Origin of the sequence: Haematomicrobium sanguinis DSM 21259, assembly GCF_000688395.1 — a bacterium.
Lineage (GTDB): Bacteria > Actinomycetota > Actinomycetes > Actinomycetales > Micrococcaceae > Haematomicrobium > Haematomicrobium sanguinis.
Genome location: NZ_JIAG01000010.1, coordinates 20,263 through 44,387 on the forward strand (window position 1 = coordinate 20,263; position 24,125 = coordinate 44,387).

The window sequence follows — 24,125 nt, forward strand, 5'->3', positions numbered from 1 at the left end:
CGCTACGTCGAAAAATACGTCAGTCCCCTGGTCTCATCGTATACCCGAGTGGGCGTCGTGGCCGGTGTTGGGTTTGGGCGCCGGTGGGCTTTGGGTGGCAGAGCCTGGAATGCGTTCTACTTCGACCCAATGATGTACACGAGGCCACCCATGATGGCGACGTTCTTCAAGACCTGGGTCTTTTGCATGTTGCGCTGCGGGTCTTCCTTGTCCATCTTCCAAAAGGCGTGGCCGGCAATCGTGGTAGGGATCAGTACAGCCGCTATCGCGCTGGCGGCGACTTTTGGTAGGACGCCGAGGGACAGCATGGCGCCGGAAGCGACCATGATTCCGCCGTTGGTGCGCACCACCGCCTCATCATCAAGCGGAATAGTGACTACCTTGCGCATCGTGGCGATCGTGTCCTTGGCCGCGGCTACCCGGCCCCCGGGCTCGGTGAGCGCCCCATATCCGAGGTAACCCACGGTGGCGCCGATCATGGTGCGGCCAACAAATTTCAACAGTGACGATGAGTTCATTCGAGAAGTCTAACGGCACAAAAAATGCCCCGCCAAAAGGCGGGGCATTCCTGGGAAAAACGTGGACGCGGGCGGACTCAAACCGAACACCTTGCAGCGATTCGAGCGGCTGAGTTCCGCGTGGAATCAGGCGAGACTCGGCATCGATGATGCGCCAGACAATGCCATTGACGACGAGCCAGGGGTCGTCGCGAACCCTAGGAGACGAGCTAAAACACCTCTGACGGAGAGCCAAGTGGACGCTATCCGAACTGCCCGCAAGAACGGTGAGAGCGTGATCTCCATCTGCCGACGATTCGAGGTGCATCGGATGACCGTCTGGACGCATACGAAGGATCTGATCGCGTAGACCTCTCGAGTTCAACCCAGGAGGTAGTCCTCGGCGCTAAGCGTCCTTCCGAGTGACACTGCCTCAGTTACTCAAAGACGTTGACAACTCCGGCCTATGGGACCGGTCTATCCACCTTGGACCTCGTCTCGGCTAGTCGGAGTGCCATCAGGGTGTGACCGTCCGAACGCGGCCTCGATCTTCGCGGTCGCGTCGATGTCGATTCTGGGTCGGGGTGTCTCGTCATCCCGCAAGTCATGCCAACACCGGCGCACCCGCTGGGGTCACAAGTGCCGGAGCGCCGTGCGGCCGAATGATCGCCACCTGGTGTCGCGCGCGGGTGATGCCGACGCGCAGCAGACGTCGCGATGCGGCTCGCTGCACCTCGGTGTCCGTGTCGCGAAAGAAGTTGCCCTGGTACTGCCCCTCGACGAGCAGGACGCCATCGAACTCCTTGCCCTTGGCCCTGTGGATGGTCATGAGCACGCAGCCGCGTGGGTCGCGCTGGTCGGCCTGGAGTCTGCCTACCTCGAGCGCGCGACGTACGAGGCCGACGGCGCGGCCGTAGCTACCGTGGAGATCCCACGCCGAGGCAAGTCGGCTTCCGATCTCATCGGTTGCGCGGAAGAGTCGGACGAACTTGGCGTTCGACAAGAGATCAGACAAGTCATTCCCGGCGCCGAGCAGATCACGCGCGTGTAGCCAGTCCTGTGCCGGATCGCCCTGAAGCACTAGACCGCTGTCGTACGAGGCGGTGAGGGCCTTGGCGCTCTTCAACCGCTGAATCTCACCTTTACGTGCTCGGTCAGCGGCGGTCCGATACCGCTCGCTGGTCTGCCGGGCGGTGTTGCTCGCGTTGGCAGCATTCTTCGCATCAAAATAGTCGGCGATGCGATCGAAGGTCTGGCCAAGTGCAGCCTCCTTGGGGTGGCTCTGCCATTCCAGAATCGAGGCCACTACCAGGGCGGCCGTTGCGGTGAGGTCTGCGTCCCACAGCACGTCGTGCTCAACGGGTCTGATTGTCTGGCCGTTGAAGCTGTGTTCTTGCCCCAGGATTGTCGATAGCTTCCCGATGAGCGCGTTCGTTCTTGCGAGTACGACGACGGACGGATGGGCGATGCCCGCCTTGCGGAGCGAACTGAGCATCCAGATGACGCCGGCGTGGACGGTGCTGTCGAATACGTTGGCCCAGTAGGCGCGCGTGATCACGTCCTTGGTGTCCGGGAGAGACCGGTTCATTAGCACTGCGTTGGCGTACTGCAGGATACCGGCGTCAGGGCTTCGGTGGTTCTCGCCACTGAGGTCGAACTCCGCGGGTCCGAGGTGGTCACGCAGATGGTTGATGCGCTCCGGGTCCACACGCGCGTCATAGTCGAAGATCCGCTGATCCGGGTCGGCCATGAACACGGTCTTCGAGCGTGCGGACAGCGCCTTGACCAGCGCCCATTGTGCGTCGTCGGTGTCTTGGAACTCGTCCAGGATGATCACGGGGTACTTGGTGGCGAGTAGGGCCGCAATCGATGAGCTGCCAGCGACGAGTTGGGCAGCGGCTGCGGCGAACTGCCCGAACACGTAACGGCCTTCATCGCGTGCGAGACGTTCGACTTCAGCGCCCCAGTCACCGTCGAAGGCGGCCTTGGCGAGGTTCTCATCGCCGGGATAGACAATGCGCGGAACGCGTCCGGTGAGCAGGCGACCATGCGCACGTAGGATGTCCATCGCGAACGCGTGGTAGGTGCGCACGACGATCTGCCGACGCTCGTTCGAGCGCAAGATGTCGCGGCAGCGGATCTCGACCTGCCGGACGGCTGCTCGGGAGAAGCTGAGGAAGAGGATCTCCTGGCCGGGCTGCAGGACGTGGAGCATCGCTTGCGCTTTCAGGAGCGACAACGTGGTCTTGCCGGAGCCGGGGCCACCGAGCACCAACACGGGGCAGTCGCGATCCAGGGCTCCCTGGGCGGTCTCGGATAGCTGCACCTCCACGGCGCCTACTCTTCGGGCTCTGCGGAGCCGGTCGCTGACTGAGCGTCGTCCAGTATTAGTTCAGGCTCGTCCTGGAGCTGTTCGTTGATAGTGAGAAGCGCGTCGCGGATGAAGGGAGGCAGCTCGTCCTCGGTCTGACACTGCTCGATGAGCGTGCCGGTGTACCCGAAGCCGAACGCATCACCCTTGCGGGCCTTCAATACCTTCGCCGCCAGCACGGCCAGGTCATCGTCAGCAACCTGCTCGGCCACGTACGGATAGCTCGTCGGATAGTCATCACGCTGCACGACTTCGTCGAGGAAGCTCCGCATCACACGCGTCGGAACCTGCTTCACGAGGATCTGCTCAATGCCCGTCTCCGGCGACTCCCAGAACTCGTCGAACGACTTGATGTTCTCCGTCGCGTCCGCTGCATCAGGGGCGTTCAGCTTGTCACGTATGCCATAGACCCGCTTGCCGAGAGCCTTGAAGATCGGAGCATACCGCGGCACCTCGCGGTCGTTACCCGCGTTGAAGAGAGTGACGCCAGTGAGATCAACGTGCGAGTAGTCGCCCCGGAACTGCTCGAGCGCCGATGAGACGGCGTGCACGGCAACCATCTCCGTCTGCCCCTCAAGGACGAGGACGGCGCGGCTCAGGATCGCCTCAGCAAACTGGCGGCGCTGCGTGCGGTACGTCTTCGGCTTCACGCTTGTAGTGTCGATCGGTGCGCCGGAGAAGGTATCCCCGTCACGAGAGAGGATCACCACGTTCTCTGGGTCGAACTGCTCGATGATATAGGGCGAATGGGAGGTGACGATCGACTGTCCCATCTGTTGCACTACAAACTTCGTCACGCGCCGCTGGGTGTGGGGAGGAAGCGCGATCTCCGGCTCCTCCATCACGAAGATGACGGATTGGTCTTGCTTCAGATCCGCGATGATCGTCAGCAACGCGAACACCAGCAGATTGATCGAGCCGGTGCCCTGCTTGGCGAACGGCACCGAATGGTTGCTCGGTTGCGTCGCAACGAAAAGGCGGACGACCTCGCGGAGGTGCTCGCGCGTCAGGTCTGAGGCGAAGAACGCCGCGGAGTCCTCACCTGGGGCCAGGTTGACGAACTTGCCGAGGCGCGTGCGGATATCTTCTCGGATCACCTTGAGCTGTTCGATCTCTCCGATTGCCGGATCAAGATCTTGCAGCGCTCCAAGTGCGTCCTGCCACATCTCTGCTGCGCCCTCGCCGCCGAGCCGAAGTATCGTGTCGAGCAGCGAACCGCGTTGCAGGCTAAGCGCGCGAGATCCGGTGCGCAGTGCTCGCAGGAAGATGAAGCCGCAGAGCCGCTTGTGCGCACGGATGAACTGCGCGCGGCCCGATCCGAGTGATGCGCGCTGGTCTTCGTCGAGCTCGTCAAGCTCGGGTAGCGGGTGGTCGAAGAACGTCTCTCCGATGAAGTCGTCTTCTTCGCGGTCATAGCGTCCTACAAAGATGACAGGGAGCGCCCAGACAGTTCCATCGTCGTCAGCGGATTGGACGCTGTCCGGTTCCTCATCGATGAACGAGAGTTCCTCGTCGTCCCAGCGCCGGAGGTGTTGGAAGAACCGGCGCAGCTGCTCGTCCGAAAGGTCGGTCAGTACGGCACGAACGCGAATCTCGCGTGGGTCGCCCGCGTCGCCAAGATATGTTCCGTGGGAGAAGTCATGCTCGTCGATGACCGGACGACGGTAGAGGCGCTCCGGACCCAAGACCAGCTCGAGCGCCTCGCACACCGTGGACTTCCCGATGTTATTTCCGCCGACCAGCAGGGTGTGCTGCTGGAAGACGATGCGTCCCTCTGTGATGCCGCGGAAGTTCTCGATCTCGAGCTGTCTGACCCTCATACCGCAGTCTCCTCGTCATCGGGGGACGTCGGCACGTTGGGATCAGTCGCTTCGTCCAGAGCCGCTCGGACCAGAAGCAGCGAGATCACCTCGTCGACCAGCTTTCCGAGCTTGCGGACGTTGCCGGTGCCGCTCGCATGAGCGTAGAGCAAAGACTTGATCTTGTCGCTGTCGAGTGCCGCCTGCTCATCGGTCGAGAGAACTTCAAAGCGACCATCTACCAGCCGATCGATAACCTGCCTAATCTCGTCGGGAGACAGCGGCTCGAACGGGATCAACGCATCGAAGCGCGAGTACAGAGCATCCCCGAGCGCTTGGCGGACCTCGTCTTCTGAGCCGTAGTTCGATGTACAGATGATCAGTGCCGGACCAAGCTGCACCCGATAGTTCTTATCTTCGAAGACGCCTTGGTCAAAGACTTCGTAGAAGGCGCTATGGAAGACGGAGTTGGCCTTGTCGAATTCGTCGATCAGGATCACACCCGAGGACCGGTCGAGCAGATCCCGCGCGAACGAGCTCTCGAAGTGTGTGCCGCCAAAAACATAGGAGGCGAATTTGTCACTATGGAACATCGAGAACTGCTTACGAAGCAGCTTGCCACCAAGAAGTCCGTTGATGAACTGGGCAGTCTCGGTCTTGCCCACGCCGGACGGACCGTAGAACATCAGGACGACTGGCTTGGTGCGCCGATCCGTAGTCAGGGGGTAGAGGGCAGCCAGCATCCGTTCTCGGACTGCCCGCTGTCCAACGAGATGCTCCGCGAAGCCGTCGCGGAACTTAACCAAGGTGTCGCGCGTGACGACCGGGTAGGCAAAGGACTCAACCTTCGTCTTGAACACTCGGTCCAGTTGCGTATGGATGTGTTCTGGCGGGTTGTGTAGGAGCAAGTGCTTTGGGTTGATCTCTCGCACGAGACCAACGAAGTTCGTGATGGCGTGCTCATGGACGCTCGCGTAGTCACTGGACATCGCGATCAGGCGGTCTGGTCGCGGCGCTGGCGCCTCCTCCTCGGTGCTCTCTTGCCCATCGACAGTGTGCCGGATGCGGCGTCTGGCTTCGTCGCGTTCGTTGACGGCGTCGAGCAGGTACCGTCGAGATCTCTTGCCGAGTTGCTTCTCGAACCATGAAAGGGGGCCGTAATAGACCTTGACCTTCGTGTCACTCCCCATACTCGACTCCCGCAAGGATGACGTCGTACACGTCCAGAAGCGTGTTTGGCTCCGTTGAGACGCCGTCGACCACGTCCAGGCCTGTCACAGATGCGGGCTCGGCACTGGGAGCCATCTCGGCCTGCATAGTCAGGCTGGATTCCGGGGCCCTGCCGACACGGATGCCGTGAAACACAAGACGCATCCGACCAAGATCAACCAGTCCATAGTTGTTTCGGAACGCCTGAATGTTGAAGCGCAGGATGCGCTTCGTGCCGTCCGCACTCTGTCCGAGTAGCTCGAAATACCCCTTCGCCGACGTCAGCGCGCTATCCAATTCGGCAAGATTGACAGGTAGCTCATCTATCTTAAGCATCGCCAAGTACGGCGTGTACATCTTCATATACGCCGCGGATTCGCTACGAGCAGTAACCGTCAGGCCTTCAAGCCGCTCGATACCCTTCAGCTCACCAAGCTTGCTGAGGTAGTCGGTCAGGATGGTATTCGAGAGCGTCTTGTTGAGGATGCTGCGTCCAACCGCCGACGCACTCGCAGCAGCGCCAGCCTCGGCAGATCCCCCGAAGAAGGGCAGCCAGTTGAACTTTGCGGCGGCCTTCGCACGCGCCTCAGCCTCCACCTCAGCTGTCCGTTCCTTGGTCAAGTCCTTCGAAGAAGTCTCTTTGCCCCCCGCCAGGATATCCAGCAAGTCCGAGGCCGACTCCTCATCGAAGTAGACAATCTTGATCAGAGGCGGATTCGCCTGGTCTTTGCTTGCACCAATCATCAGTCTTCACCTCCGGCTCCGCCGCTCAGCAGCCTGGGCTTGTCGGCCGTGTAGTTGTAGCTGACCGCCCCGTTCGGTACGGCGTCGAAGTGGTGGTCGACAAAGCGGGTACGCGTCGCCCCGCCCCAGTCCAGGTCGTCGAGGATCATTTCCCCCAGGACTTCGAACCCGACGAGGCTCAACGTGCTTGGGTAACCCCAGGGCCAGATCTGCGGAGATACCGCCGCCATCGTCTGCCTCGCTCTCTGGCGATGGCTCGGCTGCGCGAACTCGCCTGGTGTCAGAGATTCATGTCATCTATCAGTATCTCGAAAAGGTCGCCGCGAACGGGCGACGACACGACCACGGCAAGCGGCTCGCCAACCAAGCCCTCACCAACGGCATCGACATCAGCGAAGACGAAAGGGCGACGATCCGACTCGCTGAGCCCTTCGCCGCCCTCGCACCAACACCGGATTCAACCGATGTCAGGTGTTCTAGTACGTCTTCAATTGTGGAGGTAAGGGGACTCGAACCCCTGACCCCTTGCATGCCATGCAAGTGCGCTACCAGCTGCGCCATACCCCCGCATTCGGCGGATCAATCCGCCGAAAGCAACTTCTCTAGTGTAGTAGACATTTTCTGCTCAAACCAAATCGCGCGCCAGGAGGCACACCCCATACGTCACTTCCCCTAAAATTGGCGGGTATGGAGATCATCATCCCCACCGATTGCGGCAACGCCCCGCGCAAACTCGTCATCACGGACTTCATTACCGCCTGGGCGCTAGCCGACACCAAAACGCTCAACAGTTGGCTCGCAATAGACGCCGAATGGCTCACACCCACAGCGCCCGCAGACAGCACGCAACCGCCGCAACACAAGGCTTTGAAACTCGAATTCCTCACCCTCGCCACCCACGGCCGCGAGGCCGCCTGCAACGGCTACCTTGAGAACGCAAACACCAGGCTGGATTTCGCCCACTTTTTCCATTTCGCCACCACGGCGCGAACCAGCAAAATCACCCTGATCCGCAGCTACCTCATCGAGAGTTAGAGGCCAGCGTCCAATTCGGTCAATTGCCAGTGCGGCTCCGCTACATCGCCAGAGACCCACCGGAACGCATTCCAGTGACAGTTCCCCAAGTTTGTGAACCGGTTCCACGTGCCTGGCGGCAGTCCCAACATCGCGGCGGTCAAGGAGCGCGAGGAACCGCCGTGAGTAACTAAAACGAGCGTCCCGCCGTCGGTCACAGCCTCAGAATGTGACTGCAAAGAAGCCAACATCCGCTCGGCCACTTCTTCCCGGGTCTCCCCCGTACCGCCAGCGCGCACACCCGGCACACCGCCGCTCCAAAACCGCTGCAAATCCGGATCCTCGCGCGCAATATCGGCAAAAAACTTGCCCTCCCAGGGCCCTGAGGACACTTCGCGCAGACGCGAATCGAACGTCACCGGCACCCCGGCGGCGGCACCAATAATCCGCGCCGTCTCGGCCGCCCGCTCCAAGTCCGAGGAGACGACCGCAGAAATACCCCGAGCACCCAGCACCTCAGCAACCGCCGACGCTTGCGCAATGCCAGCAGCATTCAGCGGAATATCGGACACACCCTGATACCGCTTCTCCAGATTCCAGTCCGTCTGCCCATGCCGCAGAATCAGGACGTGTGAGGCAACCACAAATTTAGGAGGCGTCGGCGCCTGTGGAGGCATCGCCGTCGATCTTCAAATCAATGACCGGCGAGTCATTCCACAATCGCTCGAGCGCGTAAAACGCGCGGTCCTCCTCATGCATGACGTGAATGACCACGGCACCATAATCGAGGAGCACCCAGCGCCCCTCAGAGCGTCCCTCGCGGCGCAGCGGCTTGTCGCCGCGCTCGGACAGCGCCTCCTCGATCACGTCCACAATGGCGTTCACCTGGCGCTCGGACGGCGCGGACGCAATCAAAAATGCGTCCGAGAGCGCCAGCCGCTCCGAAACGTCCAGCCCCAGCAAATTCGTGGCCAGCTTATCGGCCGCGGCCGCCGCGGCGACCTCGACCATCGTGCGCGAATCTTCGCTGATTGTCACTGTTCTCCTTAGCGATTCATGCTTTGCAAAATCAGAAAAATACCGGTTGCGAGCGTGCCGAGGCCGAGGACTAAAAGCACGGCCTGCGCCACATAAAACTTCGTGCGCGAGATCGGTTGCCGCTCGCTGGCCCCCAACGGGTCCAGCCCGTACGCGTCCCGCGCCTCGACGGGGCTCGCCTGTAGCAATTGCTCGGCGTCCACCCGCTTCAAACGCCCGGTCAACGGCGAGCGAGAGGTACGACGGCGCGTGCTCACCTGCTGCGAATTCGTCACCACGGGCACGTGGGACGTCGCCGGACGCTTCATGACCGGACGATCCACGCCGGGAACCTTTTCAAATTCGAGAGGGGTCACCATGGCGAGGTTGTCGACGTCGGAGGGGGCGGAGCGTTGGGCTTTGGCCGCTTCGCGTGCTGTGCTCGCTTCGGGTGTGTTGCTCGCTTGCGGCGCGGATTCCTTGTGCGTCTCCGCCCGCGCCGCTTCCGCGGCCATCCGCTCTGCCTCGGCCCGCTGGGTCTCGACCCTTCCTGCCTCAGCGCGTTCAGCTTCGACCCGTTCAGCGGCAGCCTTTTCCGCCTCGGCTTGCGCCTGCAACTGGGCCTCAATGGCGCGAGCTTTCTCGGCGAGCACCTGGTGCTGTTGAATGTCCGCGAGCGAGAGGGCGTTCGGATCTTCGCGTCGCACCGCCTCCATGCCCGCGGCCTGATTCAGCACCTGCGCGGCAAGGGCCTCGCGGGCAGCCGAAATCTGCTCCAACGACATCGAATTAGTAATCGGATCCGTCACCGAGGCCGCAGCGTCTGCGGTCGGTGTCTCGGCGCCCGTTCCGCTAGCGGCGGCAACGGGCTCCTCTTCCTGCGACGCTTCTTTTGCGCCGGGCCCGCCCTGGTGATTCGCGCGTAACCGCAAGGTTCTGCGCGTGATGGGGGCATCGCCGTCGTTCTCCACGGGCGCGAAGTACTGCGGTGAGGTGCGGATATATGGCACGTCCACCGGACCGTCTGCCGCGTGGTTGAGGCGAGCACGGCGGCGACGACCGGCCGGAGCGGCTGATTCGCCTTCGCCCTCGGACTGGGCGGTGCGGCGCGCCGCTTCGACCCGCGCAGCTTCAGCGGCCGCGCGCTTCTCGGCCTCGGCCTCGGCCGCCGCGCGCGCTTCTTCGGCCAGCCGCGCTTGTTCGCGCAACTGACGCCGGGAAAGGTGGCCGTTGTCTTCGCTCATGCTCACCCCCTATGAATTGTGCAATCGCGGCAGACTGGATGTGATGGCCGGCTCGTCGTCGAGATACAGTTTGTACTTAGCGATGTATTGCACTACCCCGTCTGGAACAAGGTACCAGACCGGCTCGTGCTCCTTCACGCGACGCCGACAGTCGGTGGAGGAAATCGCCATCGCGGGCACTTCCATCAGACTCACGTCGGTGCGGCCAAGGTTCGTCAGCTCATGCCCGGGCCGCGTCACGCCGACAAAATGCGCGAGCTTCCACAGTTCATCGACGTCCTTCCAGGACAGGATTTGCGCAAGCGCATCCGCGCCGGTGATGAAGTAGAGCTCCGAATCCGGGTACAGCTTCTTCAGATCTTTGAGCGTGTCGATCGTGAAGGTAGGCCCAGGGCGGTCAATATCCACCCGACTCACCGTGAACCGCGGGTTCGCCGCGGTGGCGATGACCGTCATGAGGTAGCGGTGCTCGGGCTTGGAAACCTTTTTGCCCTCTTTTTGCCACGGCTGACCGGTGGGCACAAAGATGACCTCGTCGAGGCTGAATTTGGAGGCCACTTCGCTGGCGGCGACCAAGTGGCCGTGGTGAATCGGGTCGAAGGTGCCACCCATCACGCCGATGCGGCGAGGACCGTCTTCGCGCGGGGGCGCGCTAGCGGGTGCGGAGGGGGCGAGTGGATTCAACGGAACGGAGCCCCCTAGTGGGAGGAGTCCGAATGCAAGCCGTGATTATTCGCGTGTTGCCGGTTGGGATCGAAATGTTCTTCATGCGCTTCGTGCCGCAGGCCGACGCTCTTGAACGCAAAGGTAATGACCAAGAGGAACAGCAGAATGGCAAGAGCAATGGCCCCATACATGAAGGTGGGGATGGGAAGTTGGTTGACAACTTCGGCTTCCATCGGGGCGATCGCGGGCAGAATACCAATCATCGGTTCTCCTCAAAGTGTTGCTGGTGGCGCTCTATACATGGTACTTGCTTGGCCGAGATTCGCCGAGTTTCCCGCGCGATCCGTGACGCGTTTGGTGCGGCGCCGAGTGAGGCGCTAGCCGCGCACTTGACCGTCGCCATGCACAACCCACTTGGTGGTGGTGAGCTCGGCAAGGCCCATCGGTCCGCGTGCGTGCAATTTTTGGGTGGAGATTCCGACCTCGGCGCCAAGCCCCAACTCTCCCCCATCGGTGAATCTCGTGGACGCGTTGACGATCACGGCGGCCGAGTCGAGTTCGGCAACAAACCGGTCGGCGTTAGCCAGGTCATTGGTGAGGATCGCCTCGGTGTGACCGGTGGTCCAGGTGCGAATGTGCTCCAGCGCCTCATCGAGATCATCCACGACCTTCACCGCCAAATGCAGATCGAGATATTCGGTTGCCCAGTCCTCCTCGGTGGCCGGCTGGGTTTCCAGGTCCGGGATGAGCGCCTGTGCCCGTTCATCCGCATGAAGCACGACGGCGGCACGTGCCAAAGCGCGCAACACACCTTCTCCTTGGGTCACCGCGTCCTTGTGGATCAGGAGCGTTTCGACGGTGTTGCACACGCTGGGCTTCTGAGTTTTCGCGTTCAGCAGGATCTCGGTCGCTTGCTCGGCGTTGGCGGTCTTGTCGATAAAGATGTGGACGTTGCCTTCACCGGTTTCGATGACCGGGACGGTGGATTCGGTGACCACCGTTTGAATGAGGTCGTGGCCGCCCCTGGGGATCAGCACGTCCACGAGACCGCGGGCTTTCATGAGTGCCCCGGCGCCTTCGCGCCCGTACTTGTCCGCCGAGATGATGGCGTCTTCGGGCAGGCCGACGGCGTGGAGCGCATCGCGGAGAATGCTGACAAGAACTTTGTTGGTCTCTTCCGCCGCGCTCCCGCCGCGAAGGATGGCGGCGTTCCCGCTCTTGATGGCCAGCCCGGCGATGTCCACCGTGACGTTGGGGCGCGCCTCATAAATGGCAGCGATAACGCCCATGGGGACGCGCATTTGGCGCAGCCGCAGACCGTTGGGCAGTGTCTGACCGCGCACAACTTGGCCGACGGGATCTGGCAGACCGGCGAGTTCGCGGAGCGCGTCTGCGAGGTCTGCGATCTTGGCTTTGGTGAGGGTGAGGCGCTGAATGAGGGGCGCGGCAACTCCATTCTGCTCAGCGCGCTCAAGGTCGCGCTGGTTGGCGGCGAGAATCTGGTCTGTTTTCGCGAGGAGTTGCTCCGCCATCTCGGTGAGCGCACGGTCTTTCCAGGCGCGGGTGGCACGCGCGAGCTTGCGGCTTGCCTTCTTGGCGCGCTGACCCAGTTGGGTGATGCCCTCTTGCGGCGTCAGGGTGGGTTCCAGCGTTTCCGGTGATCCTGGCTCGCTGGCGGTGTTCTCGAGGTCCGTCTCGGAAGCTGTGTCCTGGATATCCGCGCTCATCCCCCCATCCTAGTCCGCGCCCCTCCCCCCGCGAATTTCATGACGTAACTCACGTTTCATGGCCTCCAGAGGTCATGAAAAGTACGGGAAGCCATGAAAATTGCCCTGGCAGAATGGGGAGATGAGCACTGAACCGGATCGAAACTCTGTCAAGGTCACCGAGCGAGTCAACGCGATCGCGCTTGAACTGCTCGACAATGCGCCCGAGGGCATTCGCTGGAGCGAGCTCAATAAAGCGATCAAGAACGAGGACCCGTCGCTACACCCCAAAACCATCAACGGCGGAGTGTGGAAGCTCATCGAAAAGTTCCCAGACCGCGTTTACAAGTCCGGCAAGGGCGTCTTCCGCTCCACCAAATTCCGCTCACACTAGGCAAATTTAAGCGTCTTGTTCACGGTTAAGCGTCCTATATGGCGCTGAAAACCTCGAAAGGCGCTTAAATTTGCTCAGAGGAGGACGAGGTCGTCGGCGTGGACCACCGCGCGCTCGAAACCGTGCCCCAGCTCCGCGCCAAGCTCGTGCGTTGACCTGCCGAGCATCTGCGGCAAGTCGTCATCGGCGTAACTCACGAGTCCGCGCGCCACAACAGCACCGGACTCGTCCACCAGATCCACCGCGTCGCCGGCGTCAAAATGCCCGGTCACCTTGGTAATTCCAGCAGCAAGTAAGGAACGACGGCGCGTGGTCACCGCCCGCACGGCGCCTGCGTCCAGCGTGAGCGAACCTTTAGTGTTCGCGAGGTGCGCGAGCCAGAGTTTGCGCACCGGCATCTTGGCACCCGTCGGCTCAAACCAGGTGCCCACATCGTCACCAGCAAACGCCGCGGCAACATTTTTCGCCGAGGTCAAGAGCGTCGGGATTCCGGACGCGGCGGCAATCGTCGCCGCCTCGACCTTGGTCTTCATGCCCCCTGTGCCAAGACCCGCGCTCCCCGTCCCGCCAATATTGAGCGACTCCAGCAGCGCCAAGTCCTCCACAAAGGGGACACGCAAAGCGCCTTCGGACGGCGGCCCGTCATACAGCGCGTCCACATCGGAGAGCAACAGGAGCGCCTCAGCCTTAATAAGGTGCGCTACCAGAGCGGCCAGCCGATCGTTGTCGCCAAATCGAATTTCGTGGGTTGCTACGGTGTCGTTCTCGTTCACGATCGGCAGTACCTTGAGATTCAGCAACCGCTCCAGCGCCCGAAATGCGTTGGCGTGTTGCTGACGGCGCATCAAATCCTCTGCCGTCAGCAAGACCTGACTCGCGGTTATCCCATGCCCCGCAAACGCTCCGGTATACCGTGCCACCAGCAATCCCTGGCCCACACTTGCGGCAGCCTGTTGCGTCGCCAGATCCCGCGGACGTTTAGCCAATTCGAGGGGCGCCAACCCGGCAGCGATCGCCCCGGAGGACACCAGCACAATCTCGACGCCACGACCATAGGCGGCCGCCAACGCGTCGACAAGTGAGCCTATCGCCTCAGTGGATAACCCGCCGGTCAGCGAAGTGATAGAAGAGGATCCGACTTTCACCACGACGCGCCGAGCGCGCGGCAGGGCATTTCGGTTCTCGGTTGGAGTAGTCATTGCCATTGAGTTTACGTGCCCTCCGGCCGACGCGTTTCATTCCGCACGTCACGGTTGCGTTGAACCGAGGTCCAGGGTCAACACTTGTTCTCATGGATGCTAAAGAAAACACGTTTGTCAGCCCCGAAGCCTTTATCGGGACCATGTACTGGGGCACCAGGGTCGCCGAGTCGATGGCGCACCGAGTCATCGGTCACGCACTATCCAACGGGCCAGCCTTTCTGGACACCGCCAACAATTACGCCTTCTGGCTCGGCTCAGCAACCGGCGATGAATCTGAACTGGTTATCGGATCCTGGATCGCCAAACACCCAGAATCCGTTGCCGACGGCTCTCTTCGTATAGCTTCGAAAGCCGGAGCACGTCCCGTGGCGCAGGGTGGCGACCTCAGCAACATCATGGATTTGAAACCGGAGTCGATCCGCGATCAGCTTCATGGGAGCCTATCCCGCCTGAACGTAGAGAGAATTGATCTGTACTATGCCCACATTTATTCGAGAACTGTTCCGCAAAGCGAGGTTATTGGTACGCTCCAAGACCTCGTCAGCGAAGGGTTAATAGCTCATTACGGCGTCAGCAACTACACCTCTACGCAACTCCCGGAAGTCTTGGACTTCACCGGAAACCAGTTGTCTCCGGTCTCGATCCAGAATTACTTCACCTATCTGCAGCCCAAAAACTTCACTCCTTACCTCCAGGACCTCATGACTGAAGAAGTGATTAGTACAGCCCAGGACCATGGCATCACTCGTGCCGGATATTCGCCACTCCTCTCCGGTGCGTACGATGCCAAGGGCAAGGATTTTCCCGATATGTATGAGGCCAGTGCCATTGAGACACCCCTCTCTGCACTCCGAAGAATTGCCCAAGAGTACGGGTTAGCTTCAGGACAAGTCGTCTTGAGTTGGGCGACTCACAGACACCGGTCGGTGACACCTATAGTGGGCATCTCTTCACCGGAGCAGTTTGATTCCATGTCTCACGCCATCAAAACGGACTTGCCCGAAGCGGTTTATCTAGCCCTGGACGCCGCCCGCTGACAGACTCTAGTCATGAGAATCGGAGAAGTATCCCAGAGGCTTCACATAGGCGAGGACACCATCAGGTATTACGAACGGGAGGGAGTACTACCTCAACCTCGCCGAGACGCGCTTGGTCACCGGGATTACACGGAAGAGGATCTGGAGTTCTTAGACGCCCTCATCCGGCTGAAAGAAACCGGCATGAGTCTGGCTGACATCGCGAAGTTTACGCATTGGGTGCAGGGCGATCCAGATTTTGTCGCTGAGCGTCTTCAGCTTCTGCGCGGTCACCGGGAAAGCATCCTGGCACAGCAAGAAGTTCTCAACCGAGCGCTCTCGGTGATCGACCACAAAATTGAGGTCTACAGTTCGCGACTGGATCCCTAACGACTATTCATCATCGAGGTCACCCTCGCGGGCGAGCCGCTCGGCGCGCCGCGCATCCACGGACTCGGTCCAAATCCCGGCCTGACGCTGCTCTTCCAATTCCTCGCGCGCGGCAGCCTTAGCGTCCTTGCGCTCCTGGTACTCCTCGCGCTTTTGCGCGCGCGTGGGCCGGGCGAACTCTTCCAAGCGAATATCGGTGCCGCGCGGCGACGCCAGCAGTTCGGCACCGCCGACCATGGTCGGCTCCCAGTCAAAGACCACCGCGTCCTCTTCGCCAATGACCACGGCATCCCCTGGCTTAGCGCCCTGCTTGAAGAGTTCATCTTCGACACCGAGCTTGTTGAGCCGGTCCGCCAAATAGCCGACAGCCTCATCATTATTGAAGTCGGTTTGCTTGACCCACTTCACCGGCTTGTCGCCAATGACTCGGAAGAGCGGTTCTAGGTTCTTTTCCTCGCGCCGGATCGTGAACTCGCGACGGTTCACCGCCCGCGGACGCAGCACTGGCGGCGTCACCACAGGGGCGGCAGTTTCCAGTTTTTCGCGCGCCTGCATGACCAAATCGGCCATCGCGAACCCGAGTTCGCGCAAGCCCTGATGCGTCACTGCTGACACTTCGAAGACTCGGTACCCTTCTGCTTCCAAGGGCTCGCGCACCATGTCCGCCATCGCCTGGCCATCGGGCAAATCCACCTTATTGAGCACCACCAAGCGTGGCCGTTCGTTGAGGGGAATCACCTCGGAGTCCCCACCAAAACCCAAATCGGCGGAATACTTCTCCAACTCCGCCTCGATGGTGTGCAGATCATCCACAGGGTTCCGCTCGCTCTCCAGGTTCCCGGCATCCAGCACGTGCACAATCACCGCCGTGCGCTCCACGTGCCGCAAAAAGTCCAAGCCCAGACCGCGCCCCTCGCTCGCGCCCTCGATCAGCCCGGGAACGTCGGCAATCGTGAACCGCACATCCCCCGCCTGCACCACGCCGAGGTTCGGCACTAAGGTCGTGAACGGGTAATCGGCAATCTTCGGCCGCGCGGCGCTCATCGCCGCAATCAGACTCGACTTCCCGGCAGAGGGGTACCCCACCAGTGCCACATCGGCAATCGACTTGAGCTCCAGCACAATGTCTTGCGAGTCGCCCGGAATCCCGAGCAACGCGAAACCGGGCGCCTTCCGCTTTTGCGAGGACAACGCCGAGTTACCGAGGCCGCCCTGGCCGCCAGAAGCCACCACATACTCGGCACCTTCACCCACGAGGTCGGCAAGGATGTTCCCCGAACGGTCTTTGACCACCGTCCCGTCAGGCACGGGCAGCACCAACGTTTCGCCAATCTTCCCGGCGCGCCAATCCCCCATACCCGGCCCGCCGTTGCCGGCTTTCCGGTGTGGAGAGTGGTGGTAGTCCAGAAGCGTTGTCACCTGTGGCGATACCCGCAAGATAATGTCGCCACCGTCCCCGCCGTTACCCCCATCGGGGCCACCGAGTGGCTTGAACTTCTCGCGCTTAATGGAGACACAGCCGTGACCGCCGTTACCTGCCGTGGCATGTAACACCACGCGATCCACAAAGTTCGCCACCGACAAAACCTCCACCTACGTTAAGAAGCTGGCCCATCGCCGTCGTGCTTCTTTTTCTATATTAAATGCGAACGGTGGGCGGACCGCTTTGGGCCCACCCACCGTTGAGTAAAACTTTTTTACGCGCTCACAGTTTCGGCAACCACGTTGACCACGCGGCGGCCACGGCGAGTACCGAATTCCACGGCACCGGCCTCGAGCGCGAACAAGGTGTCATCCTTGCCGCGGCCCACGCCTGCGCCCGGGTGGAAGTGGGTGCCGCGCTGGCGCACGATGATCTCGCCGGCCTTGACGACCTGACCGCCGAAGCGCTTCACACCCAAGTACTGCGGGTTGGAATCACGACCGTTGCGAGTCGAGCTCGCACCTTTCTTATGTGCCATGTGTCAGGCTCCCTTACTTAATTCCGGTGATCTTCACACGGGTCAGCTCGGAACGGTGTCCCTGACGCTTCTTGTACCCGGTCTTGTTCTTGAACTTCTGAATGACGATCTTCTTGCCACGGAGATTCTCGATAATCTCTGCGGTCACCTTGACCTTGTCGAGGCTCTTCGCGTCACTGGTCACCTTGTCGCCGTCAACCAGCAGCAAGGCTGGGAGCTCAAAGGTGTCGCCAGCGGAGCCCTGAACGCGGTCAAGAGTCACGAGGTCTCCCACGGAAACCTTTTCTTGGCGGCCGCCTGCGCGGACAATCGCGTACACCACTTGAGTACTCACTTCTTTCGACAATACGTTTGAATGTGCGGCCTCAATGAAAGACGACCACAAAGGTGGAGCCAAGATAGATTATCTGGCTTTCACACCGACAAACCAGTCTACTTGATACGCGCCAATCGGCGCAATTCGCGGGTGCCGCGTGTCGTCCGGGTTTTCCGGTCCTGATGCACGACGGCGTTGCTCGCCTTCCGCGCGGGCGGCCGGGCATGGCGCCGCTCGCAGAAAAGGCCCGGTGGACGGCCCTCGGGCTCATGCGCAAGACGATGCTGACGTGCTCGTCAGTAGGGCGCCACCAGAGAGTCAAACATCGGAAAGTGCTTGACGTTTTTGGTGCGCAAGCGCGCGCTGAGCGAAAACGCCGTGGCGGCGATGGCCAGGTCTGCCGAGTCGATTCCACGATTGCGCGGTAACCATTCTCGCCCCAGTTCTCCGGCGATCTCTGCAATCCTCTCATCCACCGGGTGCCACACGAAGGCCCGAAAGAGCGCACGAGTCGCGCTTTCTTCCTGTGGACGCATTCCCGCAAGAACTTCTAGCCTCGTGATTTCGCTGGCGTGCAGGGGGCCATCGTCCAGGGCCTGGCGAAGAACCGCCGCCGCAGATGCATTGCCGCGCAAGAGGTCGATGAGGATCGAGGTGTCGACGAGCACTGTCATGGAGCGGATGTCCGGCTCAGCCTGCGACCGGATCTCACATTCTCCACGTAGCGCTCCCCATCTTCGCTCCGCGCTTCCCATGCGCCCCACGCGGACTCGATGATCTTTCGGTCCCTGTCGAGATCGCGTGATTCTCCGTACCGCGCAGATACGGCTTCCCGAATCAATGACGAAATCGATCGCCCAGTGCGGGCCGCCTCCCGATCGAGAAGTCGACGCTCTTCGGGTGTGAGCGAAATCTGGGTACGTAGCATGATGTAATCATACATCACATTCACTTTAAGGTGCCGGTCCCCACCTCGTCTGTGTAGCGCGACACGCCGAGGTTTTCGCGCGACACTCGGCGTGTCGCGCTACACAGACGGGAAGGGTTAGGGGGTGCGCCAGGTGGTGGGCATCTCAAAAAACTCGCGCTCGAGTTCGCACGAGTACAGAAACGCGATATCCATCTGCTGGCGTGTGAGCGCATCGGCGGCGCGCCATTCGCTGTCGAAAATGTCGATCACGCGCCGAGTGGACGCTTCAAACGCGTCATCCGCGTAAGCCTCAATCCACTCGCCAAAATCGTGCGGATCCCCCAGGCGATAGGTGTCAACCAGGTGCTTGCCAATTTCCGAGTACAGCCAAAAACAAGGCAGTACTGACGCGACGGCCCCCGCATAATTCCCGCGAGCAGTCGCCGCGGCTAAGTGATCGGTGTAGCGGCGGGTTGTCAGGTTCAACACCCCGATGTCTTGCGCCAACCGCGCATCGTTGGCCGAACGCTCTGCCGTAGCAAGCACCGGCTCCACCCATTTGTTGTGTAGTTCGCGCTCTTCATATGCGCACGCGTGAGCGGCCTCACGGAAAAACTCCTGCTCTTCCTCCGTTGGTGCCAGTGCCGCCGTCGCTTCCAGAGCTTGCGCATAGATACCCAAGTAATAGGAGTCTTGAGCCAAATAATACGTGAACACGTTCCGATCCAGCGTCCCGGCCGCCAACTGTCGAATAAACGGCAGCTCAAGCGTGGCCTCAAAGGTCGGGCGAATGTGCCGCCACCAGTACGCGTGCGCTGGTTCTGCCACATTGCGCGCGGCGTGAAAATGGTGAATCGGACCGTGACCGGTGCCCACTTCCAGAGCATCCGCCTGCGCGACGGCCTCATACAACCACGGTTTCACCTCCGCCATCGCCGCATTCACGTCCCCGTACTGGGCTATCGCGGTGGCCAACGCGGAGGAAAGCGAACACCCGGTTCCATGCGTATTCTTCGTCTCGACCCGCGCCGAAGGATACTCGGTGTACTCGAGAGTTTCGCCGCGCGCATCCACGACGGCATCCGGCGCCTGGTCACCGGCCAAATGGCCGCCCTTGAGAATCACCACGGCTCCGTGCCGCCGCGATACGGTCTCCGCCTGTGAGCGCGCTTCATCCCACGTCGAGGCCTCGGCGGCTTCGGCGAGCACGGCCAATTCGGGCAGGTTCGGGGTGATGACGTCGGCAAGATTCAGGAACTCGCGCAACGCAGATTCCGCAGAAGCGTCCAAAAGCCGGTCGCCGCTGGAGGCGATCATCACCGGATCAACGACGGCGATGGGCCGGCTTTGCGGGTAGGTTTCCAAGAGCCACCTGGAGACAGTGTGAATAATTTCCGTGCTCCCCAACATCCCGATCTTGATGGCGTCAATGGCGACGTCGTCGCTGACCGCGTCGAGTTGCTCACGCAAAAAAGCCATTTCGGGGATGTGCACGCTGCGCACGCCGTACGTATTTTGCGCTACCAGCGCCGTGACGACGCCCATGCCGTAACCGCCCATCGCCGCGATGCTCTTCAAGTCGGCGTGTAGTCCGGCACCACCGGTCGGGTCGGTACCGGCAATGCTGAGCACTCGTGGCACGGCGCGCGTTGTAGTGACGATTTCCATGTGACATCCCTTCGCTGGCATTACCCAGACAGGTTCAACGGGTTTGGATTCTCAGCTCGCCTTCGCTCGCTCCCCGTGTCTATTGAAATTGTTACAGCTCCGAGGCGGGCACTCCGACGCCGAAAATCAGCGGCTCAGCGGCGTCCTTCTTCGGCTCGGCGGCCTTGGGCGCTTCGGCTTTGCTCGTGTGCACAGCGGTTCCATTTGCTGACGCATCGTTACTGACCTGAACCGTCGTGACCTGGGCGGTCTCGGCGTTGCCTTGGGCGCTTCCAGCGGCCCGGCGGCGCCGGGGCTTACGTGCCGGACGGCCGGACTCGCCGGATGCGCCCTGTTCGCGCTCCCCCATCGCCGCGCTCAGCGTTTCGAGAGTAACGTCAGGAGCCGCGCTGCCGTCGGCACCGCTCGAAGCACCCCGGTCCGAGGTGCCCTCCGGTGCGGAAGGCGCGGTCTCGCCGTCGTGCTTAACCGGGATTTCTACCACGTCATCGCCAAAGGTGATGACCGGGCGCTTTTCGGTGGAGTCGCCGTCCTGCTCGCCATCGTGGTCATGCTCGTGGGCGTGCGCGGTCGCGGCGGCGATGTTGGCCAGCGCGGCGCGAGCGGCCTCAGCCTTGGCCTGCGCCTCGGCGTCCTGGGGCTCGGCGGGCGCCTCGGCAGCGTTGTCCTTGCTCTTACGATTGCGGCGGCGCTCGTTGCGCGAGGGCTTTTCGCTGCGCGGCTGATGCGGGGACTCCTCACTGACGTGGCGGTGGTGGTTGACCGGCTCGTCATAGGTGACCATGCCGCGTCCCTGGCATTCGCTGCACTGTTCGCCGAAGACTTCCAGCAGGCCGGTGCCCATGCGCTTGCGCGTCATTTGGACGAGGCCGAGCGAGGTGACCTCGGCGACCTGGTGTTTGGTGCGGTCGCGGCCCAGGCACTCGACGAGTCGGCGGAGCACCAGGTCTCGGTTGGACTCCAATACCATGTCGATGAAGTCGATGACGATGATGCCGCCGATGTCGCGCAGGCGCAGTTGGCGGACCACCTCTTCGGCGGCCTCGAGGTTGTTTTTCGTGACGGTTTCTTCCAGGTTGCCGCCGCTGCCGGTGAATTTGCCGGTGTTCACGTCCACCACGGTCATGGCTTCGGTGCGGTCAATCACCAGCGAACCGCCCGAAGGCAGGTACACCTTGCGGTCCAGGGCCTTCTTGATCTGCTCGTCGATGCGCTTGGCTTCGAAGACGTCCTGATCCCCGGTCCACTTTTCCAGGCGGCCCACGAGGTCCGGCGCCACGTACATGACGTAGGCCTCGATGGTGTCCCAGGCGTTATCGCCCTCGACAATGAGCTTGGAGAAGTCCTCGTTGAACACGTCGCGGACCACCTTGATGGTCAGGTCCGGTTCGCTGTGCAGGAGTTCGGGGGCGAGGGTCTTCTTGGAATTCGCCTTCTCCTCGATGCCTTCCCACTGGGCGCGCAGGCGGTTGATGTCATTGGTGAGCTCTTCTTCGCTCGCGCCCTCGGCGGCGGTGCGCACGATCACACCGGCGTCCTCGGGGAGGCGATCCTTCAGGATCTTCTTCAGCCGATTTCGCTCCACATCCGGGAGTTTGCGGGAAATACCGGTCATCGAGCCACCCGGAACAAACACCAGGTAGCGGCCCGGAAGCGAGATTTGGCTGGTCAGGCGTGCGCCCTTGTGCCCGACGGGGTCCTTAGTTACCTGAACAAGGACCGAGTCGCCGCTCTTCAAGGCGGACTCGATCTTGCGCGGCTTGCCATCCAGCTGGACGAGGTCCCAGTTCACCTCGCCGGCGTAGAGCACGGCGTTGCGGCCCTTGCCGATATCCACGAACGCGGCCTCCATGGAGGGCAGTACGTTCTGTACCTTGCCAAGGTAGACGTTGCCGATCAGCGAGTCTTGCTGGGTCTTGGACACAAAGTGCTCGGCGAGAATGCCGTCTTCCAACACGCCAATCTGGATGCGGTCGGCACGCTCGCGCACAATCATCTGGCGGTCTACCGACTCGCGGCGTGCCAAGAATTCGGCTTCGGTAATGACTTGGCGGCGGCGGCCGGAATCGCGGGACTCGCGGCGGCGCTGCTTCTTGGCTTCTAGGCGGGTTGAACCCTTGACCCCGACAACCTGATCGGGGGCGTTGTCCGAATGCGTGCGCGGCGCGCGCACCCGGGTGACGGTGCCTGGCGGGTCATCGTCCAGACCGCCGACGAGCTCAATATCGGCGTCTCCACGGCGACGGCGGCGGCGACGCTTGGACGAAGTTTCCGACGCGCCCTCCTCCCCTGGAGTGTCCTGGCCGTTGTCCTTGCCTTCTGCCCCGGCGTCCTTTTCGCCCGAGCCGTTCGCGCCCTCACCGTCGTCGGTGTTCTTGCGGGCGTTGCGGCGCTGGCGGCGGGATTTGTTGCTTTGAGAGGAATTGTCGCGCTCGGCACCATCACGGCCTGAGTCCTCGCGAGTCTTGGCGTCTTCGGCGGAATCGCTCTCGGTGTTGTCGCTACGATCGCTCTTGGGCGAGTCCACCTTTTTGGGCTCGCGCTTCGGGCGCGGAGGGATCGCGCTCAGGTCTGGCGCTTGGAACAAAAGGGAAAAGGTATCGGCCGGCGCGGCAGCCTCCGCAGGCTCGGCGGTCTCGCTCTCGGCCGCTACCGGGCCGGCAGCTTCGCTGTGGCTTCCCCCGCTAACGGATGCGGCGTCGGGAAGCTGATCATCGCCGTCGTTCTTCTTTTTGCGCTTGGGCTTTTTCTTTGGCGCGTCCTCCGCGCTCTTCTTGCGCTTCTTCGGCGCGGACTCGGCCGCGGGGGCCTCGATCGTCTGGTTGTCCGACTCTTCGGAAGTATTCATCTATAAATCTCCAAGTCCCCAATGCCGCGCCACACCACGCATCAAGGCGTTATCGGTGAGGTCAGGCCCGGGGCCGCGGCACTCGCCGGAAGTCATGTCTGCTCGCGCGCCACAATATGCGTGCGGTGGCAGGCCGATAGCGGGAGGAGTCGTTGTCTCTCGACTGAACAAAGCCGCGCGGATCAGGTGGTCTCCGTCCTCGGAGCCTCTCACCAAAGCATCGCGCTGCTCAAAAGCTATCGGGGCGTTCGGGGCGTGTGGACCCCGTTCGCTCCTAGTCATTGTCTCACACCGAGGTGACATTGGCGGCGAAGCTGGGCGCCGGGTTCGATTTCGTTGGATATAATCGGGGCAGTTGACGCGAAAATCCAGGAGATCATGTGAGCAAGGGCAAGTCACGTTCCACGCAAGGCGTAAAGCACGACGGCGATACTCGCCTTTCTCGCGCATCTTCCGCGGGCACCGAGGTGCTGGAGCGCTCCGGTTCGGATGAGGCGTCTTTGCCATGGTTCGCGCGGGCGAGGGGCACGGCGTGGATGTTGTTAGTGACCGGCGTGGTGGCGTGGCTGGCGTCCGGCGAACTGGTGCTGGAGCGGTTGCGGCTATACGAGAATTCCGAGTACGTCACCTCCTGCGACATCAACCCGTGGGTTTCCTGCGGCTCGGTGATGGAACGCTGGCAGGCCGCGCTGTTTGGTTTCCCGAATCCGCTCTTGGGGATTGTCGGCTTCGCCATCATCATTACCATTGCGATGGCGCTCTTTGCCCGTGCCCGCTTTGCCCGCTGGTATTGGTGGGGAATTCAGGTGGGTGTCACGCTCGCGATGGCATTCATTGTGTGGCTGTGGAGCCAGGCGCTCTTCGATATTGCGATTCTGTGCATCTACTGCATGATCGTGTGGGCGATGATGATTCCGATGTTCCTGCTCGTCACGTTCCGGAACATCATTCACGGAGTGATTCCGGCGTCTGCTGGTGTGAAGCGGTTTGTCGGCGACTGGGCGATGCTCATGGTGGTATTGGTCTGGCTCGCGACCGCGGCCAGCGTACTCATCCGTTTCTTCCCAATGTTCTTCGGTAGCGGTTCCTAAGCTTTCTGCTACGTTTGGCGCGAATGCGTCGCGGGACTCTCGTGGTACGCCTTTTCCGTTCC

At 61.6% G+C, this 24,125-nt stretch carries 25 protein-coding genes, 1 tRNA gene and 1 riboswitch; of the genes, 5 read left to right on the forward strand and 21 right to left on the reverse strand.

Annotated features, from left to right (window positions below):
- Positions 1-116: 116 nt before the first annotated feature.
- From O148_RS0109680 to O148_RS0109715, 7 genes are all read right to left on the reverse strand, one after another.
- Positions 117-518 carry a DoxX family protein gene (locus tag O148_RS0109680; protein ID WP_026530743.1) on the reverse strand — a complete coding sequence of 134 codons (402 nt, stop codon included), beginning with the start codon at positions 516-518 and terminating at the stop codon, positions 117-119.
- A gap of 583 nt (positions 519-1,101) precedes the next feature.
- Positions 1,102-2,829, reverse strand: a complete 1,728-nt coding sequence (locus O148_RS0109690) for a UvrD-helicase domain-containing protein (protein ID WP_026530745.1) — start codon at positions 2,827-2,829, stop codon at positions 1,102-1,104.
- A gap of 5 nt (positions 2,830-2,834) precedes the next feature.
- Positions 2,835-4,688, reverse strand: a complete 1,854-nt coding sequence (locus O148_RS0109695; protein WP_026530746.1) for an ATP-dependent nuclease — start codon at positions 4,686-4,688, stop codon at positions 2,835-2,837.
- Positions 4,685-5,857, reverse strand: a complete 1,173-nt coding sequence (locus O148_RS0109700; RefSeq protein WP_026530747.1) for an AAA family ATPase — start codon at positions 5,855-5,857, stop codon at positions 4,685-4,687. Before O148_RS0109700 ends, O148_RS0109695 begins: the two co-directional genes overlap by 4 nt.
- Complete coding sequence (locus tag O148_RS0109705) at positions 5,847-6,620, reverse strand: DUF6414 family protein (RefSeq protein WP_051620082.1); 774 nt, start codon at positions 6,618-6,620, stop codon at positions 5,847-5,849. The genes O148_RS0109700 and O148_RS0109705 overlap by 11 nt, the downstream gene beginning before the upstream one ends.
- On the reverse strand, positions 6,620-6,802 hold the full coding sequence (locus O148_RS0109710) for a hypothetical protein (protein ID WP_157374607.1): 183 nt from the start codon (positions 6,800-6,802) through the stop codon (positions 6,620-6,622). The genes O148_RS0109705 and O148_RS0109710 overlap by 1 nt, the downstream gene beginning before the upstream one ends.
- Positions 6,803-7,114: 312 nt before the next feature.
- Positions 7,115-7,187, reverse strand: a tRNA-Ala gene (locus O148_RS0109715).
- A gap of 120 nt (positions 7,188-7,307) precedes the next feature.
- Between O148_RS0109715 and O148_RS0109720 the strand changes: the two genes are divergently transcribed.
- Positions 7,308-7,655, forward strand: coding sequence for a hypothetical protein (locus O148_RS0109720; protein WP_026530750.1), 348 nt, complete (start codon positions 7,308-7,310; stop codon positions 7,653-7,655).
- On the opposite strand, the gene O148_RS0109725 is transcribed toward O148_RS0109720, so the two are convergent.
- The 6 genes from O148_RS0109725 to O148_RS0109750 form a co-directional block, all read right to left on the reverse strand.
- Positions 7,652-8,278 (reverse strand): histidine phosphatase family protein, encoded by a 627-nt coding sequence (locus tag O148_RS0109725; RefSeq protein ID WP_026530751.1) that lies wholly within the window; start codon positions 8,276-8,278, stop codon positions 7,652-7,654. The two genes, O148_RS0109720 and O148_RS0109725, sit on opposite strands and share 4 nt — an antisense overlap.
- Before the next feature lie 4 nt (positions 8,279-8,282).
- Positions 8,283-8,672 (reverse strand): ribosome silencing factor, encoded by a 390-nt coding sequence (gene rsfS / locus O148_RS0109730; protein ID WP_026530752.1) that lies wholly within the window; start codon positions 8,670-8,672, stop codon positions 8,283-8,285.
- An 8-nt stretch (positions 8,673-8,680) separates the two neighbouring features.
- Positions 8,681-9,895, reverse strand: coding sequence for a hypothetical protein (locus O148_RS0109735; protein ID WP_026530753.1), 1,215 nt, complete (start codon positions 9,893-9,895; stop codon positions 8,681-8,683).
- A 9-nt stretch (positions 9,896-9,904) separates the two neighbouring features.
- Positions 9,905-10,516, reverse strand: a complete 612-nt coding sequence (gene nadD / locus O148_RS0109740) for a nicotinate-nucleotide adenylyltransferase (RefSeq protein ID WP_420805784.1) — start codon at positions 10,514-10,516, stop codon at positions 9,905-9,907.
- A gap of 77 nt (positions 10,517-10,593) precedes the next feature.
- Positions 10,594-10,824, reverse strand: a complete 231-nt coding sequence (locus tag O148_RS0109745) for a hypothetical protein (protein ID WP_035745735.1) — start codon at positions 10,822-10,824, stop codon at positions 10,594-10,596.
- A 114-nt stretch (positions 10,825-10,938) separates the two neighbouring features.
- Complete coding sequence (locus O148_RS0109750; protein WP_026530756.1) at positions 10,939-12,288, reverse strand: glutamate-5-semialdehyde dehydrogenase; 1,350 nt, start codon at positions 12,286-12,288, stop codon at positions 10,939-10,941.
- Positions 12,289-12,409: 121 nt separating this feature from the next.
- Between O148_RS0109750 and O148_RS0109755 the strand changes: the two genes are divergently transcribed.
- Positions 12,410-12,661 carry a hypothetical protein gene (locus tag O148_RS0109755; RefSeq protein ID WP_026530757.1) on the forward strand — a complete coding sequence of 84 codons (252 nt, stop codon included), beginning with the start codon at positions 12,410-12,412 and terminating at the stop codon, positions 12,659-12,661.
- A gap of 74 nt (positions 12,662-12,735) precedes the next feature.
- On the opposite strand, the gene proB is transcribed toward O148_RS0109755, so the two are convergent.
- A complete protein-coding gene (gene proB, locus O148_RS0109760) occupies positions 12,736-13,860 on the reverse strand; it encodes a glutamate 5-kinase (RefSeq protein ID WP_026530758.1) in 1,125 nt (374 codons plus the stop codon).
- 92 nt (positions 13,861-13,952) lie between these two features.
- Here proB and O148_RS0109765 point away from each other — a divergent pair, with 92 nt between their 5' ends.
- Both O148_RS0109765 and O148_RS0109770 read left to right on the forward strand, forming a co-directional pair.
- Entirely contained in the window at positions 13,953-14,900 is a 948-nt protein-coding gene (locus O148_RS0109765; RefSeq protein WP_051620084.1) for an aldo/keto reductase, read from the forward strand.
- A gap of 12 nt (positions 14,901-14,912) precedes the next feature.
- Positions 14,913-15,269, forward strand: a complete 357-nt coding sequence (locus O148_RS0109770; protein WP_026530760.1) for a MerR family transcriptional regulator — start codon at positions 14,913-14,915, stop codon at positions 15,267-15,269.
- A 3-nt stretch (positions 15,270-15,272) separates the two neighbouring features.
- On the opposite strand, the gene obgE is transcribed toward O148_RS0109770, so the two are convergent.
- The 7 genes from obgE to O148_RS16010 form a co-directional block, all read right to left on the reverse strand.
- The gene (obgE, locus tag O148_RS0109775) at positions 15,273-16,847 is read right to left on the reverse strand and encodes a GTPase ObgE (RefSeq protein WP_026530761.1); all 1,575 of its coding nucleotides are present in this window, start codon (positions 16,845-16,847) and stop codon (positions 15,273-15,275) included.
- Positions 16,848-16,966: 119 nt separating this feature from the next.
- Positions 16,967-17,230 carry a 50S ribosomal protein L27 gene (gene rpmA / locus O148_RS0109780; RefSeq protein ID WP_026530762.1) on the reverse strand — a complete coding sequence of 88 codons (264 nt, stop codon included), beginning with the start codon at positions 17,228-17,230 and terminating at the stop codon, positions 16,967-16,969.
- A gap of 13 nt (positions 17,231-17,243) precedes the next feature.
- Positions 17,244-17,552: a 50S ribosomal protein L21 gene (rplU, locus tag O148_RS0109785; protein WP_026530763.1), complete on the reverse strand. Its 309-nt coding sequence runs from the start codon at positions 17,550-17,552 to the stop codon at positions 17,244-17,246.
- Positions 17,553-17,842: 290 nt separating this feature from the next.
- Positions 17,843-18,220: a type II toxin-antitoxin system VapC family toxin gene (locus tag O148_RS0109790; protein WP_035745738.1), complete on the reverse strand. Its 378-nt coding sequence runs from the start codon at positions 18,218-18,220 to the stop codon at positions 17,843-17,845.
- On the reverse strand, positions 18,217-18,489 hold the full coding sequence (locus tag O148_RS18255; protein ID WP_075204341.1) for a ribbon-helix-helix domain-containing protein: 273 nt from the start codon (positions 18,487-18,489) through the stop codon (positions 18,217-18,219). The genes O148_RS0109790 and O148_RS18255 overlap by 4 nt, the downstream gene beginning before the upstream one ends.
- 102 nt (positions 18,490-18,591) lie before the next feature.
- Entirely contained in the window at positions 18,592-20,124 is a 1,533-nt protein-coding gene (gene thiD, locus O148_RS16005) for a bifunctional hydroxymethylpyrimidine kinase/phosphomethylpyrimidine kinase (RefSeq protein WP_035745740.1), read from the reverse strand.
- Positions 20,114-20,210: riboswitch (TPP riboswitch) on the reverse strand. (Overlaps the previous gene by 11 nt.)
- Positions 20,211-20,215: 5 nt before the next feature.
- Positions 20,216-22,972, reverse strand: coding sequence for an Rne/Rng family ribonuclease (locus O148_RS16010; protein ID WP_051620085.1), 2,757 nt, complete (start codon positions 22,970-22,972; stop codon positions 20,216-20,218).
- A 380-nt stretch (positions 22,973-23,352) separates the two neighbouring features.
- On the opposite strand from O148_RS16010, the gene O148_RS0109805 reads away from it, so the two are divergent.
- Positions 23,353-24,063, forward strand: coding sequence for a vitamin K epoxide reductase family protein (locus O148_RS0109805; protein ID WP_338035375.1), 711 nt, complete (start codon positions 23,353-23,355; stop codon positions 24,061-24,063).
- The last annotated feature ends 62 nt before the right edge of the window (positions 24,064-24,125 follow it).

Excerpts from the sequence above, each read along its gene's own strand:
- O148_RS0109790 (WP_035745738.1), bottom strand. The coding sequence starts at position 18,220 with ATGACAGTGCTCGTCGACACCTCGATCCTCATCGACCTCTTGCGCGGC.
- O148_RS0109700 (WP_026530747.1), bottom strand. The coding sequence starts at position 5,857 with ATGGGGAGTGACACGAAGGTCAAGGTCTATTACGGCCCCCTTTCATGG.
- O148_RS0109765 (WP_051620084.1), top strand. The coding sequence starts at position 13,953 with ATGGATGCTAAAGAAAACACGTTTGTCAGCCCCGAAGCCTTTATCGGG.
- O148_RS0109745 (WP_035745735.1), bottom strand. The coding sequence starts at position 10,824 with ATGATTGGTATTCTGCCCGCGATCGCCCCGATGGAAGCCGAAGTTGTC.
- O148_RS0109705 (WP_051620082.1), bottom strand. The coding sequence starts at position 6,620 with ATGATTGGTGCAAGCAAAGACCAGGCGAATCCGCCTCTGATCAAGATT.
- O148_RS0109750 (WP_026530756.1), bottom strand. The coding sequence starts at position 12,288 with ATGAGCGCGGATATCCAGGACACAGCTTCCGAGACGGACCTCGAGAAC.
- O148_RS18255 (WP_075204341.1), bottom strand. The coding sequence starts at position 18,489 with ATGTATGATTACATCATGCTACGTACCCAGATTTCGCTCACACCCGAA.
- O148_RS16010 (WP_051620085.1), bottom strand. The coding sequence starts at position 22,972 with ATGAATACTTCCGAAGAGTCGGACAACCAGACGATCGAGGCCCCCGCG.
- O148_RS0109695 (WP_026530746.1), bottom strand. The coding sequence starts at position 4,688 with ATGAGGGTCAGACAGCTCGAGATCGAGAACTTCCGCGGCATCACAGAG.
- thiD (WP_035745740.1), bottom strand. The coding sequence starts at position 20,124 with ATGGAAATCGTCACTACAACGCGCGCCGTGCCACGAGTGCTCAGCATT.
- O148_RS0109680 (WP_026530743.1), bottom strand. The coding sequence starts at position 518 with ATGAACTCATCGTCACTGTTGAAATTTGTTGGCCGCACCATGATCGGC.
- rpmA (WP_026530762.1), bottom strand. The coding sequence starts at position 17,230 with ATGGCACATAAGAAAGGTGCGAGCTCGACTCGCAACGGTCGTGATTCC.
- O148_RS0109720 (WP_026530750.1), top strand. The coding sequence starts at position 7,308 with ATGGAGATCATCATCCCCACCGATTGCGGCAACGCCCCGCGCAAACTC.
- O148_RS0109770 (WP_026530760.1), top strand. The coding sequence starts at position 14,913 with ATGAGAATCGGAGAAGTATCCCAGAGGCTTCACATAGGCGAGGACACC.
- O148_RS0109735 (WP_026530753.1), bottom strand. The coding sequence starts at position 9,895 with ATGAGCGAAGACAACGGCCACCTTTCCCGGCGTCAGTTGCGCGAACAA.
- O148_RS0109755 (WP_026530757.1), top strand. The coding sequence starts at position 12,410 with ATGAGCACTGAACCGGATCGAAACTCTGTCAAGGTCACCGAGCGAGTC.
- proB (WP_026530758.1), bottom strand. The coding sequence starts at position 13,860 with ATGACTACTCCAACCGAGAACCGAAATGCCCTGCCGCGCGCTCGGCGC.